9 protein-coding genes and 1 pseudogene are annotated in these 15,268 nt (G+C 43.7%); 3 read left to right on the forward strand and 7 right to left on the reverse strand.

Features of this window, described 5'->3' with window-relative positions:
- The 6 genes from OSCI_RS01010 to cofH all read right to left on the reverse strand — a co-directional run.
- The coding region (locus tag OSCI_RS01010; protein WP_234708683.1) for a filamentous hemagglutinin N-terminal domain-containing protein at positions 1-2,035 on the reverse strand (2,035 nt) is incomplete at its 3' end.
- Positions 2,036-2,369: 334 nt separating this feature from the next.
- On the reverse strand, positions 2,370-4,064 hold the full coding sequence (locus OSCI_RS01015) for a DUF3352 domain-containing protein (RefSeq protein WP_019486906.1): 1,695 nt from the start codon (positions 4,062-4,064) through the stop codon (positions 2,370-2,372).
- Positions 4,065-4,341: 277 nt separating this feature from the next.
- A complete protein-coding gene (locus OSCI_RS01020; protein WP_007352972.1) occupies positions 4,342-4,608 on the reverse strand; it encodes a Txe/YoeB family addiction module toxin in 267 nt (88 codons plus the stop codon).
- Positions 4,605-4,829, reverse strand: coding sequence for a hypothetical protein (locus tag OSCI_RS01025; RefSeq protein WP_007352973.1), 225 nt, complete (start codon positions 4,827-4,829; stop codon positions 4,605-4,607). The genes OSCI_RS01020 and OSCI_RS01025 overlap by 4 nt, the downstream gene beginning before the upstream one ends.
- A gap of 123 nt (positions 4,830-4,952) precedes the next feature.
- Positions 4,953-6,050, reverse strand: a complete 1,098-nt coding sequence (locus OSCI_RS01030) for a hypothetical protein (RefSeq protein ID WP_007352974.1) — start codon at positions 6,048-6,050, stop codon at positions 4,953-4,955.
- A 299-nt stretch (positions 6,051-6,349) separates the two neighbouring features.
- Positions 6,350-7,510 (reverse strand): 7,8-didemethyl-8-hydroxy-5-deazariboflavin synthase subunit CofH, encoded by a 1,161-nt coding sequence (gene cofH, locus OSCI_RS01035; protein ID WP_007352975.1) that lies wholly within the window; start codon positions 7,508-7,510, stop codon positions 6,350-6,352.
- A 294-nt stretch (positions 7,511-7,804) separates the two neighbouring features.
- Here cofH and OSCI_RS01040 point away from each other — a divergent pair, with 294 nt between their 5' ends.
- Entirely contained in the window at positions 7,805-9,034 is a 1,230-nt protein-coding gene (locus tag OSCI_RS01040; RefSeq protein ID WP_007352976.1) for a glycosyltransferase, read from the forward strand.
- A gap of 64 nt (positions 9,035-9,098) precedes the next feature.
- A complete protein-coding gene (locus OSCI_RS01045; RefSeq protein WP_007352977.1) occupies positions 9,099-10,970 on the forward strand; it encodes a glycosyltransferase family 39 protein in 1,872 nt (623 codons plus the stop codon).
- Here the strand turns inward: OSCI_RS01045 and OSCI_RS01050 are convergent.
- Positions 10,967-12,041 (reverse strand): annotated as a pseudogene (locus tag OSCI_RS01050) (RNA polymerase sigma factor, RpoD/SigA family). The gene OSCI_RS01045 and the pseudogene OSCI_RS01050 overlap by 4 nt on opposite strands.
- Positions 12,042-12,220: 179 nt before the next feature.
- On the opposite strand from OSCI_RS01050, the gene priA reads away from it, so the two are divergent.
- The gene (gene priA, locus OSCI_RS01055; protein WP_007352978.1) at positions 12,221-14,866 is read left to right on the forward strand and encodes a primosomal protein N'; all 2,646 of its coding nucleotides are present in this window, start codon (positions 12,221-12,223) and stop codon (positions 14,864-14,866) included.
- Positions 14,867-15,268 lie beyond the last annotated feature (402 nt).

Below are 15,268 nucleotides of genomic sequence, written 5' to 3' on the forward strand. Positions count from 1 at the left end.
TTGGTGCGGGTTCTGGTGTTGGTGCGGGTTCTGGCGTTGGTGTTGGTTCTGGCGCGGGTTCTGGCGTTGGTGTTGGTTCTGGCGCGGGTTCTGGCGTTGGTGCGGGTTCTGGCGCGGGTTCTGGTGTTGGTGCTGGTTCTGGCGCGGGTTCTGACGCTGGTGTAGAAGCAGTTATATCAATAACCGTTGGGCCTCGCCGCTGAGGTAAGGGACGATCGTAACTTCCATAGGTAATGCTATTAGGCTGAGATGTTCCTCCAGTGACAATGCTGCCAGCAGTACCGTTCAGCCCGTTATAGTCTGGCCCTACAGTGAAAGGAGTATTTAAAGCTGTTCCACCGTGACGGATTGTGATAACTCCAGCGTTAGCGCTGCCGGTGGTGGCGGCGGAAAGACTACAACCTTCTGAACAGAAGGGCTCTGAAATGAAACTGCCTGTAGCCCGAAAATAACGACCCGCTGTAATATCAATATCGCCCCCCGCTGTTCTGCCTTGGGTGTTGATGAAGACAACTTCGATGTCATCCTGGGGATCTAGTGTCACCGATCCGCCTTGCTTATCCTCAGAATGCGCGTCTATTTCTCCGGCTTTAATGCTTAATAGAGCAGAAACAATTATGTCTCCTCCATCTCCATTTTTGGCATCTGACCAAGAACTGAGATTGCCTGCTTCTATAATACCTGTGCGGCTGGTAAGGGTAATATTTCCGCCGTCAATTGTCTTAGAATGAGAGTCGATCGCACCTGCATGAATGTCTGTTTCTGCTTCTAGCGCGATCGCGCCCCCTTCAGAAGTGACAGTGGTTTTGGCGATGTCGATGCTGCCATTGCTGCTGCTAAGGCTAATTTCACCGAGGCTGGTACTGATGTTACCACTCGCAGTTAAGTTGCCTGTAGCACTTAAAAGTATGGGGCCGCTGCTAGTAGATGCAACTGTGGTGAGGTTGCCGTTGATGGTAATGTTGCCTGCTGCTTGAATAGCGATCGCGCCTGCATTTACTTCCTGCGTTGCTACATCCCCAGCAGCTACCGTTTGGTTTCCCCCTGTGAGAACCACTTGACCGCTTTCATTCACGCTAATGCCTGTGGCGCTATTTTTACCAGCACCCGTCAATAGTTCTGGCAAAGTCGCGATCGGCAGCGTCCAAGGTGTTGGCTGTCCTTGAGGGCCATCTAATGTATTAGTAGTTGATGAGGAGGCTTGGTCAGTTTTAGCTGGTTTGTTAGTACTATCGCCCCCTGACAAAGGAGCGATCTCCAAACTCAGCAAATGCCCTTCTTGACTGATACGCACCAAATTCTCAGCGGGAACTGAGACAACAGTAACTTGACCATCTGGGGCCGACAAAGTGCCAATGCTAATAACTGTCCCGCCCAGCAAGGTTAAATTTTGCCCTGACTTTACTGCTAAATCCGCTGAGTTGATAATAGTCCCTGGTTGACCGGAAGGAAAGGCAAAACTGCTGGGTGTCCCCACCAGAGTTGCGTAGTCATTTGTACCTTCGGCATTAAACCAGTTAGCTCCAATTCCAATACCTGTGGCAGTAGTTGCTGTGAAAGAACCAGGCACGTTTAAGCTGGCATTAGCGCCAAAGATTATTCCAGATGGGTTGATTAAAAATAGATTTGAATTACCTCCGGTTACTTGAATTAAGCCATTAATTATGGAAGCGTCGCCGCCAATAACGCGAGCTAAAATATTGCGAATATCAGGGTTAGAGATAAAGTTGGCAATCTGACCTTCTGATAAGCCAAATTGCTGGAAGCTGTGGAATAAATTAGCTTTATCGCTGGAGAGTTGACCGCCTTCTATATCGAAGTGCTGACCTTCAGGAGTAACCTTTGTACCTGTTCCGTCTGTAGCTGGAACAATGGTCTGGGCTTTAATTGAAGGTACTTGAAAGCAAAAGCTAAAAACTAAAAATAATAATGGAAATACAAGCTGATTTCTTATTTTTTTTAATTCCGAAGATTCTAACTTAAGCTTATTTCTTGCCGTGAGAAATAAACTCTTATTTTTAATATAAATTTTCATGTCTTTGGCAAGGTTTAGTGTTAATAGAGATGTGCGGCGATGCTTAGATAAACCCTGCATATTCTCTATTAATAGAGAAGCTATAAATTAACTACATTTAAGTGATAACTTTTTGTCTCCGTTAGCCGCATCTTCCCAAGGATATATTTATTAGATCAAATTTTATTTTAAAATAACCTTAACTTTCCTTACGTCCCGTTTTATGGTACTCTGGTTGCTTAAAAACTGTCCGAAGTATTGAGTTCAAATAATCAACTAATTTACGCATGAAAAGCAAACCCAGTTTTTGAGAAACTGCGCTTTTATACTATTTTCCGACTCATCCAGTTAACGGCTACTTCGGAGAGCTCTTAACACTGGGAGAGGGGCCAGGCGGGGTACTAGCTCGATCGACTTTTTTCAGTTGCACAAAAGCATCGTAGCGAATGGTGCGATCGCTCACCACAGCAGTTGTTACCCCAATAGAACGAATGGCATCTACCCACATTTTCTGATTAGGTGGAAGTTCAGGGATGGCGAGGTTTTTGGGGTTGAAAGCCCGCTCGACATCGATAAAAAAGTTGCCATTATTGGGTGTAAGTTCCGATCGCATCGTATTCTCGAAAATTTCGCTTCCTAGTAGGGGGTTGCTAGGCGCAGGTAAGATCGCATTTGTCACTGGGGCTCCCACTGTCATAAACGCCACGTTATTTTTCATCCAGCCGCGAGTGACGCTTACTCCCCCAAAAGGTGCTGTCCACTTAACTGCGGGTTGACCCCCAGCTTGAGTTTCCTCAACTTTGAATTTCTTAGTTTTCATCACCTCATCTAATTGTTTAAGGGATTTATCTGCGGCTTTGCGATCGCTAGCTTCTACCATAAACACAAACCCCGCCCCAAACTTCCCCGGAGTAGTTGAAGCCGCAGGCGCAGGAATCAGGGACAGGGAAAATTCTCCCTTCATCCAGTTGATGAAATCCTTATCCCAATCCATACCAGTGCTGGATTTGAGCCCAGATCGCACTGATTCGGGAGGGAGGGGCGCGATCGGGTTGCTATCCGCACCCTGGGCGTAATCCTGCCACAAACGTTGGAAATTGCCGCCCGATATAGCGATTAGCGTATTATTGGGGAGACGGGTGAGCATTTGTTCGGCATTATTTTCTACTGCCAGTTTTTTCTGGGAGTTAGGTTTCAGCCAAGAAATCGATTTAAAGGCCATTCCCTCTGATTCCAGGGTAACTGCTGTGGCAAACCCTTGAGTTTCCAGTTTCTCTAGATTTTGCTGTGAAATTGGCCGTGCGGAGTTGAGGGAAGCGTAGGCGGCGCTAACTGGGACGTTGAAATATACTTGAGCGAAGGGCTGATTAGTTTTAATTTGTTCTAAGGACTCTGCAAAGCCGGGGGTTGTGGCTAGGGAGGCTTCGCCTTTGTAGGTGTCGATCGCTCGATCTGTGGCCTTGGCATCTGTGGTAACGACGAGATATTCTGAGCCAAGGACGGCGACTGATAAGTTGCGATCGGGTACTCCTTGGATTTCGGCAACTTTAATGCCTTTGTAATTGCGCTCAACCATTTTACCTTGATTGACAGGCTTAGGCTGGGCTAGCAGTTCTTTTGCTTTAAGGGGGTTGGCGATCGGCATGACGACGGCGACTGACTGTTGCGCGGGGGCCACTGAGGAGACGGGTGGGGCGCTATGATTTGGTAGGAAGGCGATCGTGACTTCTTTGCCTACCCAAGGCTGGATGTCTTGCTGGTAGCCGTAGCCATTAGCAGTTAGGAGGCGATCGCGCAAGTCTCCTAAGATGCGATCGAGAGCAGCTTTCGACTCTGGAGTGCCATACTCCCGCAGTTTATCCCACTCTTTGCTATCAGTGGAGAGGGAAATGGTCATCATCGCATCCTGCGGAATAACGCTAGCACCTAATGGCAGATCTTTGGTGGGGCCCCGTGAAACGATTAATAAATAGGCTCCGATACCACCAGCAATTAGTAAAACGGCGGCTCCAACGGTGAGCATTAAGGAAGTTTTATCTTTTTTTAGCATTCGTGGCAACGGGCGATGGGTGTAATAGATGAGTTCAGCAAAGGAATAGCTTGATTAGGATTTACCTCGAACCATGAGAGAAACCGGGTTTCTGGTTTAAATATTTGTCCCTATTCATGTTTCTGCCTAAGTCCTATCTATGATAGTCTCTATGATAGTCTATCGCTAATTGACAAATTTTTCGCGATCAATCCAGAGAATAGGGTAATCGGAATGAATAGATCTCACTTTCTTTTTTAAAGATGTCTTTAAGAACAGAACTAATTTTAATTTATAACTATTCACTATAATGATACTTACAAGCAACTATCACAATCTCTTCATCCGTAACCTGGTAAACTAAACGATGTTCGTTATCAATGCGCCTTGACCAAAAACCACTTAAATCGTATTTCAGAGGTTCAGGTTTACCTAATCCTTCAAACGGTGAGCGATCTATATCTTTAATCAGTTCGACAATCTTGCGATAAATCTTTTTGTCTAATTTTGCCCATTCATTAAATTCTGCAAAACCAGATGATTCAAAAACAATTCTTCTGCTCATTGCAAATCCTCTAAGTTAACTTCAACTAAATTTTGCCGAGTTTTAACATTTTCAACGGCTTTTAAAAGTCGATTCTTGTTGACTTCGGATTTTAAAAGATATTCGGTTTCATCAAACTCAGAGACAATTATCTCAATCTCTTTATCTCCAAAAGTTGCTTTGATTTGTTCTACAAAATTATGATTTAATTCGCTGGCTTTTAAATGATAAACTGTTGACATCGTTTTTACCTCTTTCGGGTTATGATAATTATAGAGTAGCACATAGGCTGTGAAACACAATTACTACAATCCTAGCAGTCCATAATTTATTGGTATCCTTAAAAAAACGCAATTCCACTCGCATTAATGTCTGGCTTTAAAATCCTTAAAAATTGTCTGCAACGAATACATCAGCCGGTTCACATCATTTGTCCCCCCTGGAACGATATTAAGTTCCCACTTTTTCCGTGCCGTTGTCAATAACTTGGCGACAGAATCAGAGGAACTATTGGAGATAAAATAGCTACCACCTTCATAACGGATATCTGACGCTAATCCGATAAAAGAACCAGCAATATCGAGTTTTAGCGGTGATGTATAATACTGCGATTTAATGGCGATAATTACCTGAGAATGTCGCGGTTCGCGGTTGAGCAATCTACAGAGGTCTGCTTCTTTTTGGTACAATACTAATAGGTTGCATTCGTGGAGGACACCTGCTCTTCCCTGAACTTTTACGCCGATGTGAACTTCTAGAGGTGGCTTATTAGGAAATTCGATCGCAGCATGAGTATAGGGATGTACAGTTCCATGAATTTTACCCGGATTTTTTCTAAATACTAAAGAGTTAGGATTCCCATCGAATACATCTTTATAATAAATCTCTCCTTCTTCATTAGCAATCGCCTTCAATAAAATGGTGAACAGATAAATATTAAAAATATTGGCTTGCTCAACATAAGCATTAAAATTACGGTCGCTCGCCCCGTTTAACTTGAAGCCAATTTGCTGAATTAGAGTAGATATTTCTCGGCTATCTGTTGTTCTCGATAGCAGTTGATTAAATATTTTTTTCAAGGCAACAGCTTGTTTATTCCGAGGGGAAATCAATTCTGAAGTAAACTCAATCTCTTTACCAACTTCATCCGAATCAGCAAAGATAATTTTGGGAGTAAATTGAGATTTTTCTGCTTCGATTTTCAGGAAATATGCAATTTCATCCTCCATTTCTGCCGTATCGATAACTGCTTGTTCGACAGCTTTTGTTAACAGCCGTAATTGTTCCTCTGGGGTATAATCTTCTATCTTTAGCAGAGGAGTTTTTCTTTTAGAAGTTCGCTCTTCTATAGTTTTACCTGTCCGCACTGTATCAGCAACCTGTTCGGCAACCCAGCCTAAATTAAAGTCTCTGAGCATCGCTGTCAGTTCTTGATAAGCTGTGGTATATTCTTTTTCATTCATTTGTTTTGCTCTTAACTTTTGAATGTTATTCTAAGATTATATCACTTGTTGCCGAATTAATCAAGAAAAATTTTGACTATCTGTACAAAAAAGATATGAACTAGAGGTAACACTGGGATTGGCCCTAACCAACGAAAGCGGTTGCTATATTAATACCATTGCGAACAATATATTAATGTCATTGCGAGCACCGCGCAGCAATCTCAAGACTGTGGGATTGCTTCGCGGTGCTCGCAATGACAGAAGATTGAGTTGGATTACAAGCAATCACATAGCTACCTTTGATTATATCCACCTACCTAAAACAATGATTTGACTCGATAACAAGCAAAATCATCAATGCCTAAAGAGCGATAAATTGTATCCCTTTGCCGATAATTTCGCCCTAAAGAACTAATCGCTCTTTGCAAATCTTCCACTGACTGACAACTACCACCAATCGCACCCGCCATTGTCGTAATATGTTCCTCCATCAAAGTACCGCCGATGTCATTGCAGCCCCATTTCAAAGCTTCCGTAGCTCCAGCAATTCCTAATTTTACCCAACTTGGTTGATGATTAACAATCCAATTGCCTAGAAAAATTCTAGAGACGGCTGTAAGTAACAGAATATCTGCCAAAACTGGCTGAACTCGCCCTACCCGTTTTCGCAGAGAAGGCGGTGCGTGCTGTCCAACAAAAGGCAATAAAATAAACTCAGTAATCCGAGCTGGATAGCCTTTCTCACAAGCAGTTTGCTGGAGCTTGCGTAATTTTTCCAAATGTAAAATCTGCTGTGATGCTGTTTCAATATGTCCGCACAACATCGTGCTAGTTGTTGGCAATCCTAATTTATGAGCGGTTTCTACAATTTCTAACCAAGTCGCTGAATTTAGTTTCTCAGGACAGATAATTTTCCGTACTGAATCGTCGAGGACTTCCGCTGCTGTTCCTGGCATTGAACCCACGCCGGCATCCCGCAAAGCAGCAATAACATAGCTGAAACTTAGGCTATCTTCTCTAGCAATAAATTGTATTTCCTGGGGCGAGAAAGCGTGTAAATGTAATTGAGGAAATTTATCCTTAATAGTTTCAACCAAGCGCAGATAATAAGGTAAAGAAGCTCCATTAATCTTAGCTTTAAGGTTTAATCCCCCCTGCATACAAATTTCCGTCGCGCCGAGATGGACTGCATCAGTTGCTTTTGCTAGAATTTGTTCCCAATCTAACCAAAAAGCGCCCGGATCTTCTTCATCGCGGCGAAAGGCACAAAAATTGCAGTGCTGTTCGCAAATATTGGTAAAATTAATATTGCGGTTGACTACGTAGGTGACAGTATCTCCTGCTTGCAAAGAACGAAGTCGATCGGCCGCAACTTGAATCGCAGCAATCCGATCTGGTTCTTTCTGCTGCAATAGCACTAATGCCTCGGTGGTTGATATATCGCAACCATCTAAGGCGCGACGAAGAATTAGATCCACAATTATTCCTTCCAGGCTCAGCGATAAAAGGTGTTTCCTAGAGCTAATGGCTTTTCGAGCTTAGCGCGACAATTAGCTAAATATTTATATATACTTCATTGTAGGATATGTAGAGCGATCGCGCGTTACCGAGAGCGAAAGCATCAAGTAGGCTTGAGTAACGCTATTGCTTCGCTTAATCTTACATTCCTTTAATTTTTAATTTTTAATTTTTAATTATTTCAACTATGGACTATCGGCGATCTAAAGATTAAAGTCTAAAAGTGCGATCTGCCAATTTCAGATATTATAACTATGAGTTTCAGCCAACCAAACAGCCTTTTGCCAGTGCCGTTAGGTGCATTTGAGGTTCCAGGACAGACAGTTGAGGGAACGCCGGTATCTTCTACGGATGCTGAAGTCGGCAATGCACCCATTTATTTTTCTCTGGTGATTCCGACTTACAACGAGAGCAAGAATGTCAAAGCCATTGTCGCGCAATTGAGCCAGTTACTCGACAGTAAAATTCCTGGGGAATATGAGCTAATTTTAGTGGATGATAACAGCCCCGATCGCACTTGGGAAGTTGCCCAGGGAATTATGGCTGACTATCCGCAGTTACAAGTAATGCGTCGCCAAGAAGAGCGAGGTCTTTCTACAGCGGTGATTCGCGGTTGGCAAGTGGCGCGGGGTGAGATTTTGGGGGTAATTGATGCGGATCTTCAACATCCACCGGAGACGCTGTTAGAACTTTTAGGGGAAATTGAGCGCGGCGCTGATTTGGCGGTGGCTAGTCGCCACGTTGCAGAGGGTGGTGTGAGCGACTGGAGTGTAGTCAGACGGGTTTTATCTCGCGGAGCTCAAACCATCGGGTTGGTGATCTTGCCGGGGGTTGTAGGAAGAGTTTCAGACCCAATGAGTGGCTATTTTATGGTGCGCCGTGATTCCATTGCTGGTAAGAAGATGAATCCTACTGGCTATAAAATTTTGATTGAGGTATTGGGAAGGGGAAATATTCGCTGGATTGGCGAAGTTGGCTATGTGTTTCAGGAGCGCCAAGAAGGGGAGAGCAAGGTGACATGGAAGCAGTACATTGAGTACCTGCAACACTTGCTGAGATTGCGTCTTGACCGTTGGCCCTTGGGTCGTTTTTTCCGGTTTGGGGTTGTGGGTTTTAGCGGGGTTTTTGTGGATATGGGGGTGTTTTATTTGCTGCGGACTGTACTCGGTTTGGCGCTAACTCGGAGTGCAATGTTGTCTTCGGAAGTGGCAATTATCAATAATTTCTTGTGGAACGATTTGTGGACTTTCGGGGATATTTCTAAGCGACAACCGGGAAAACGTCAGCAGTTTAAACGGTTTTTGAAGTTCAACCTGATTTGCTTGATGGGGTTGATTTTGAATGTGCTGTTGGTAAATTTGCTGTTTAATGTTTTTGCTGTTAATGAATATTTGGCTAAGCTGATTGCGATCGTGGCTGTGACGTTATGGAATTTTTGGATTAATATGAAGCTGAGCTGGCGGGTAACAGATGTGCAGAAATGATGGGGACGGAAGGTGAGGTAGGAAGTTAATTGTAGGTTTTTTCTGAGTTTAAAGGGGCTTCGACTTGCGGCAAAAATTTGATTTTAAACTTGATGCTTTACACTGGGTGCTACTTTTTGCCTGGACTGCGATCGCGGCGATGCTACGTTTTGCTAATTTGGATTCTAAGCCACTTTGGACGGATGAATTTTCGACGCTGGTTTTCAGTTTAGGCAATAGTTTTCAAGGAGTACCTTTGGATCGAGGGATTTCTTTAGAGGTGCTGTTGGCACCGCTAAAACCCCATCCGGGTGCGACTGTTGGGGATGCGATCGCGCGTTTGTTGACTGAAAGCAATCACCCGCCTGTTTATTTTGCTCTCGCTCACTGGTGGATGCAGATGTTTGCACCAGTGCAGGGGTATGCTTCCCTATGGGGTGCGCGATCGCTTGCTGCTTTTTTGGGTGTGGTTTCGGTTCCCGCTATCTATGGTTTAGGATGTCTTGCTTTTCGTTCCCGCTTAGTTGGACAAATGGCAGCGGCAATGATGGCGGTTTCTCCCTACTCTATTTATCTTGCTCAGGAAGCACGCCATTATACCCTGGCTATTTTATTAGTTATTGCTTCTTTGAGTTGTCTGGTAATGGCGACGCGGTATGCGGAAAAGCGGCTGGCTTTACCTGTTTGGCTGGGATTAATTTGGATTGTTGTTAATAGTTTAGGAATTGCCGTTCATTACTTTTTTAGTTTGACTCTCTGCGCTGAGGCTATAGTTTTTATTGCCATATTATGGCGGCAATTAAAAGGAGAAAACATCGGGGTTAAGACAATTTCTACTTTCTCCGGTTTTCCCGCTTCATTTTTATTACCCATTATTGGTACAATTGCCACTGGTTTAGTCTGGTTGCCCGTATTTTATTCTAGCAGATATGGTAGCGAATTAACTGAATGGATTCAAAGTAGCGATCGCACGGGTTTTGCTTTGATCAGTCCGATTTTTCAAGCACTGGCTGGTTGGATTACGATCGTATCTTTACTGCCAGTAGAATCATATTCGCTCTCTGTAGTGATTGTATCTGCGATCGCGATGGTCGTATATTTTCTCTGGGCGCTTCCCCTATTTTATAACGGCATCAAAGCCTGCTATTCTCTGCCAGAAAATCGTTTGTCTATAGTTGTCTTAGGCGGTTTTGTCTTGAGTGCGATCGCGCTATTTTTTGGCTTTACATATTTTCTTAACATTGACCTCACTCGCGGTGCGAGATACAACTTTGTTTACTTTCCAGCCGCGATCGTATTACTAGGTGCAAGTCTAGCTTTTATCTTTAACACATATACAGTAAAAAGTCAATTTTTTAAGCTTTTTTATATTAAACTTTCTGGTAAAAAAGCTGTAGTTCTGATTTTGATAATGGGGTTATTAAGTAGTGTAACTGTATTTTCAAATTTGGGTTATCAGAAATACTATAAACCTGACCTTTTAGTTTCTATTATCCGGGAAGTATCTACGGTTCCTGTTCTGATTGCTACTACTCATAATACTCACGTACAAACAGGAGAAATGATGGGTATAGCTTGGGAATGGGAATTTGGGGAGAAGGGGAAAATGGGGAAGATTAGTTACTCTTCTCACTTCCAAGCTCAAAACCCTGTTGACTTAGGGAACCACCAAGGTTTAGCCTTATCAGTACCAGGAAGTAATCTCAAAATTCCTTCATCTTCCCCTCCGTTTTTTCTGTTGGCACACCAACAGCAGGAAGTACCAGAAATGCCTGCAATTACTTTGTGGAACACACTAGAGAAACTGGACAAGCCTTTAGATTTGTGGCTAGTAAATTTCCATGCAAAAGTCAATTTAGAAAGTAAGAACTGTTCCCTTGATTCTCGCTCTTTCCCACCAGTTGACGGTTACAATTACCAGTTATATCACTGTTTTAACCGCCTTCAAAATTCCTAACGCAGCCATCCTTTTAAGCGTTCCGCTACTTGCGGCCGCCGCAGCTTTCGCATTGCTTTATTTTGAATCTGGCGCACCCTTTCGCGCGAGAGGTTGAAAATGCTACTAACTTCTTCCAAAGTGTGAGGTTCTCCCGTCAGCAAACCGTAACGGAGAGCAACAATATCTTTTTCCCGCTCTGTTAAAATACTGTCCAAAACCTCTAAAAATATCCTGCCGCATCATCATTTCATTCATCTGCTCTTCAGGAGATTGCGTTTCGCTATCTTCCAAAATATCCATTAATTCTGAGCTTTCTTCTACTCCGATGCGGTGGTTGAGAGAAAGCGATTTGCGGCGTACTTGTTGGAGTTCGCGCAAATGTTCGGGAGTAATTAAAAGCGCTTCGGCGAGTTCTTTTTCTGTCGGGTGACGCTGTAACGATCGCTTCAATTCCCGATAAGCTCTTTTCAGCTTGTTAAGCTGTTCTACAATATGAACTGGCAACCGAATCGTGCGCCCTTGATTGGCAATTGTGCGCGTAATTCCTTGGCGAATCCACCAATAGGCATAAGTAGAAAATTTATACCCCTTTGAGGGATCGAATTTTTCTGTGGCGCGGTTCAAACCTAAAGCCCCTTCCTGAATTAAATCGAGAAATGGCACGCCGCGATTGAGATAGCGCTTGGCGATCGACACTACTAACCGCAAATTTGAGCTAATCATCTTGCGTTTCGCTGCGCGTCCTAAATGGAGGCGCTGTTGCAGTTGAGCTTCGCTCATAGAAGCTGCTGCTGCTACTTCGGATCGATCGGGAACTCTGCCTAATTTTTCCTGCAAACTCTGTTGTAATGCTTCTAGGACTACCAATTCTTGAATGCGGCGGGCTAACTCCACCTCTTCGCTGGGTTTAAGGAGGGGATAGCGGGCCATTTCTTTAAATAAGGCCCCCACAGAATCGTCTGAAACCTTGCTATATTCTGAGGTTCGAGTTGAAATTGGATAGTGAATTTCGGCATCCTCATGCTCTGGAATTTGAGTAAATGAGGTTTCTGCTGCCACCGCAATACTGCCTAAGTCAAATTCTGCCATATTAGCGATCGCTTTCGGTGGGGTTTACTTCTGAGCGGTTTTTGAGGCAATTTAATTGATGAGTACCTCAATCCACCCTTTAACTTGATGGTGCTTGCCTTCTACATTATAGAGTGAGGCACAATAAGAGCAGTCTACCTTTCGAGTGTAGCTCCTTCTAGTTTGGGACACGCAACGCTATGTCTACTATTACTTTTGGTCTATCCCCTGTTCTAGCCGAGTCTGGGATATCTTATGGTATTGGCGGCGATCGCGATCGCCCTCCAGCGAGGGAAAGATGGATCGAAGTGCTAGTTGATTTGCCCTTCGAGGTATCAGAAAACAACTCAGAAGAGCAAAAGGAAGATAAACTTTACACCTATCGACTCCCTCCAGATTTGGATGTGGAGCCGGGAGATATTTTAAGTGTACCCTTTGGCTATCAGCATTTGAGAGCGATCGCGATTCGTGACCTCTACGAACTCCCCTCTAATTTACCACCAAATCGGGTTAAAAATGTTGAAGATATAGTTAGCAAGGGATTTTTATCGCCTACTTATCGAGAATTGCTAAATCGAGTTGCTACTTATTATTGCACAGATTTGATTCATGTCATTCGCGCATCATTGCCCCCTGGATTGCTAAGGCGATCGCAGCGTCGCATCCGTTTACTTCCCGACGTTATACCCAGCGATGTCGAAATTTTCCTCAATCCACCCGCCCTTCAAGTTTTACAATTGCTGCAATCTTCCAAATCTGATGATTATTCTTACTCTTGGGATTATATCGATAAGCAAATTAAAGGAGCAAGCCGAGGAGTCAAAGATTTATTGCAAAGAAACTGGGCAATTAGTTATCTAGAACCCCCGAAAACGCCAAAACCGAAACTGAAACAAGCAGTAACCTTGATTGGCAATTATTTGTCAGTTGAATTGAGCGAACGGCAGCAAGAAGTATTGCAAATACTCTGGAATCAAGGCGGTGAAATGTGGCTAACTGATTTTCTCAATATTTGCAACACAACTCGCCAGACCCTCAAAAGATTAGAGCAAAATAGTTGTATCTTAATAGAAGAAAAAGAAAAATTACGATTAAATCAAGGCATAGAAAAAACCCCAGATGTACCTAAAGCTTTAACACCCTACCAAATAGAAGCATTAGCAGTCATTAATAATCTATCTGGCTTTAACCAAGTGCTGCTACACGGTGTCACAGGTTCCGGCAAAACTGAAGTTTATTTACAAGCGATTGCCCCCATTTTAGAAAGCGGTCAATCCGTCCTAGTTTTAGTCCCAGAAATCGGTTTAACACCCCAACTAACTGATAGATTCCGTGCCAGATTTGGCGACCAAGTTTGCGTTTATCACAGCGCTCTTTCCGAAGGCGAACGCTTCGATACTTGGCGTTATATGACCCAAGGAATCCCTCAAATTGTTATCGGTACTCGTTCAGCTATCTTTGCTCCCTTACCTCACCTTGGTCTAATTATTTTAGATGAAGAACACGACAGTAGTTTCAAACAAAACGAACGCGAACCCCTCTATCACGCTCGTACAGTTGCTAAATGGCGTGCCGAATTAGAAGATTGTCCCTTAATCTTAGGTTCCGCTACCCCTTCCCTAGAAACATGGGTAGAAACGCGGAGGCAAAAAAGTTCTATAAAAGACTATTTATCATCGCTTTCAAATCAAGAAAATCCCCAATTACCCATTACCAATTACCCATTACCAATTACCGATCGCCAATTACCAATTACCCATTACCTCTCACTCCCAGAGCGTATTTACTCCCGCCCCATGCCGCCAATTGAAATAGCCGATATGCGGCAAGAATTGCGGATTGGCAATCGGTCAATTTTTAGCTTGCCACTTCAAAATGCTTTGCAAGAATTGCAAGAAAATCAACAGCAAGGCATCCTATTTATTCATAGGAGAGGACACAGCACTTTTGTCTCCTGCCGCAGTTGTGGCTATGTAATGGAATGTCCTCATTGCGATGTTTCTCTATCTTATCATAACGTCCGCGAAGGGGCAGCACAAATATTGCGATGTCACTACTGTAACCATAGTGAAATACAACCTCGAAACTGTCCAGAATGTGGTTCTCCCTACTTCAAAAACTTTGGTAGTGGCACTCAGCGAGTCGAGCAAGAATTAACTAGATTATTTCCAGAATTGCGCGTTATTCGCTTTGACAGCGATACTACCAAAACTAAAGATGCTCACCGCATACTGTTAACAAAATTTGCCAATGGAGAAGCCGAAATTTTACTAGGTACTCAAATGCTTACTAAAGGATTAGATTTAGCTCAAGTCACCTTAGTAGGAGTTGTCTCTGCTGACGGATTGCTACATTTCTCAGATTATCGAGCCAATGAAAGAGCCTTTCAAATTCTAACTCAAGTGGCAGGACGTGCGGGACGAGGCGACGATCCCGGACGGGTAATTATCCAGACTTATACCCCCGAACATCCGGTAATTCAAGCAGTACGTCGTCACGAATCAGAGTCATTTTTAGAGGCAGAATTGCAAGAGCGATCGCAGTTAAATTATCCTCCTAGTGGACGGTTGATTTTATTGCGATTAAGTGGGTATAATGGAGCTGAAGTTGAGCAAACTGCTATTAACTTAGCCTTATTCCTGAGTTCGAGAGAGCAGGAAAATATCTATGAATTGTTAGGGCCTGCGCCTGCGCCGATTATGCGAGTAGCCAATCGTTATCGTTGGCATATTTTGCTCAAGTTGCCAGTGAATGCCTCAATAGAATTACCATTAGCGAGGTTGCGCGATCGCACTCCTCGTTCTGTGAGTTTAACAATTGATGTTGACCCTCTGAATTTAGGGTAATGGTTGCAGTCTGTTGGGATTGCTTTGTGGCGATCGCAGTTTTCTAGGAAGCATCCCATTTTTGACAGGACTTACGCTCAGGGCTCCAGAAACCGGGTTTTTGAGAGCATCTGTGGTGAAAATGAAGTATTTTTGTCAAAAAACCCGGTTTCTTTGGTTGGGTGTCAAAGTCATGTATTTGTAGGGTGAGCGATCGCCCCATTGGTGCCAACTTAAGGTCAAAACCTGACTCCGACAGGGGTTAAAACCCCTGTCTCAAAGATCAAGTCCTCTGAAAGAGGACTAAGAAAACTTTTAAATTTAGTTAGTCCTCTGAGCGAGGACTTAATTTATCAGCCGGGGACTTAAGTCTAAGAGCGGGCTTTCGGATGGCAGTTGACACCAATGCTTCCCCTCTCCTCC

The organism is Kamptonema sp. PCC 6506 (genome assembly GCF_000180455.1).
In the GTDB taxonomy this organism is placed as follows: Bacteria; Cyanobacteriota; Cyanobacteriia; order Cyanobacteriales; family Microcoleaceae; genus Kamptonema; species Kamptonema formosum.

What these genes read in the sequence shown, in the direction of transcription:
- OSCI_RS01015 (WP_019486906.1), bottom strand. Translation starts at nt 4,064, where the DNA reads ATGCTAAAAAAAGATAAAACTTCCTTAATGCTCACCGTTGGAGCCGCC.
- OSCI_RS01020 (WP_007352972.1), bottom strand. Translation starts at nt 4,608, where the DNA reads ATGAGCAGAAGAATTGTTTTTGAATCATCTGGTTTTGCAGAATTTAAT.
- OSCI_RS01025 (WP_007352973.1), bottom strand. Translation starts at nt 4,829, where the DNA reads ATGTCAACAGTTTATCATTTAAAAGCCAGCGAATTAAATCATAATTTT.
- OSCI_RS01030 (WP_007352974.1), bottom strand. Translation starts at nt 6,050, where the DNA reads ATGAATGAAAAAGAATATACCACAGCTTATCAAGAACTGACAGCGATG.
- OSCI_RS01040 (WP_007352976.1), top strand. Translation starts at nt 7,805, where the DNA reads ATGAGTTTCAGCCAACCAAACAGCCTTTTGCCAGTGCCGTTAGGTGCA.
- priA (WP_007352978.1), top strand. Translation starts at nt 12,221, where the DNA reads ATGTCTACTATTACTTTTGGTCTATCCCCTGTTCTAGCCGAGTCTGGG.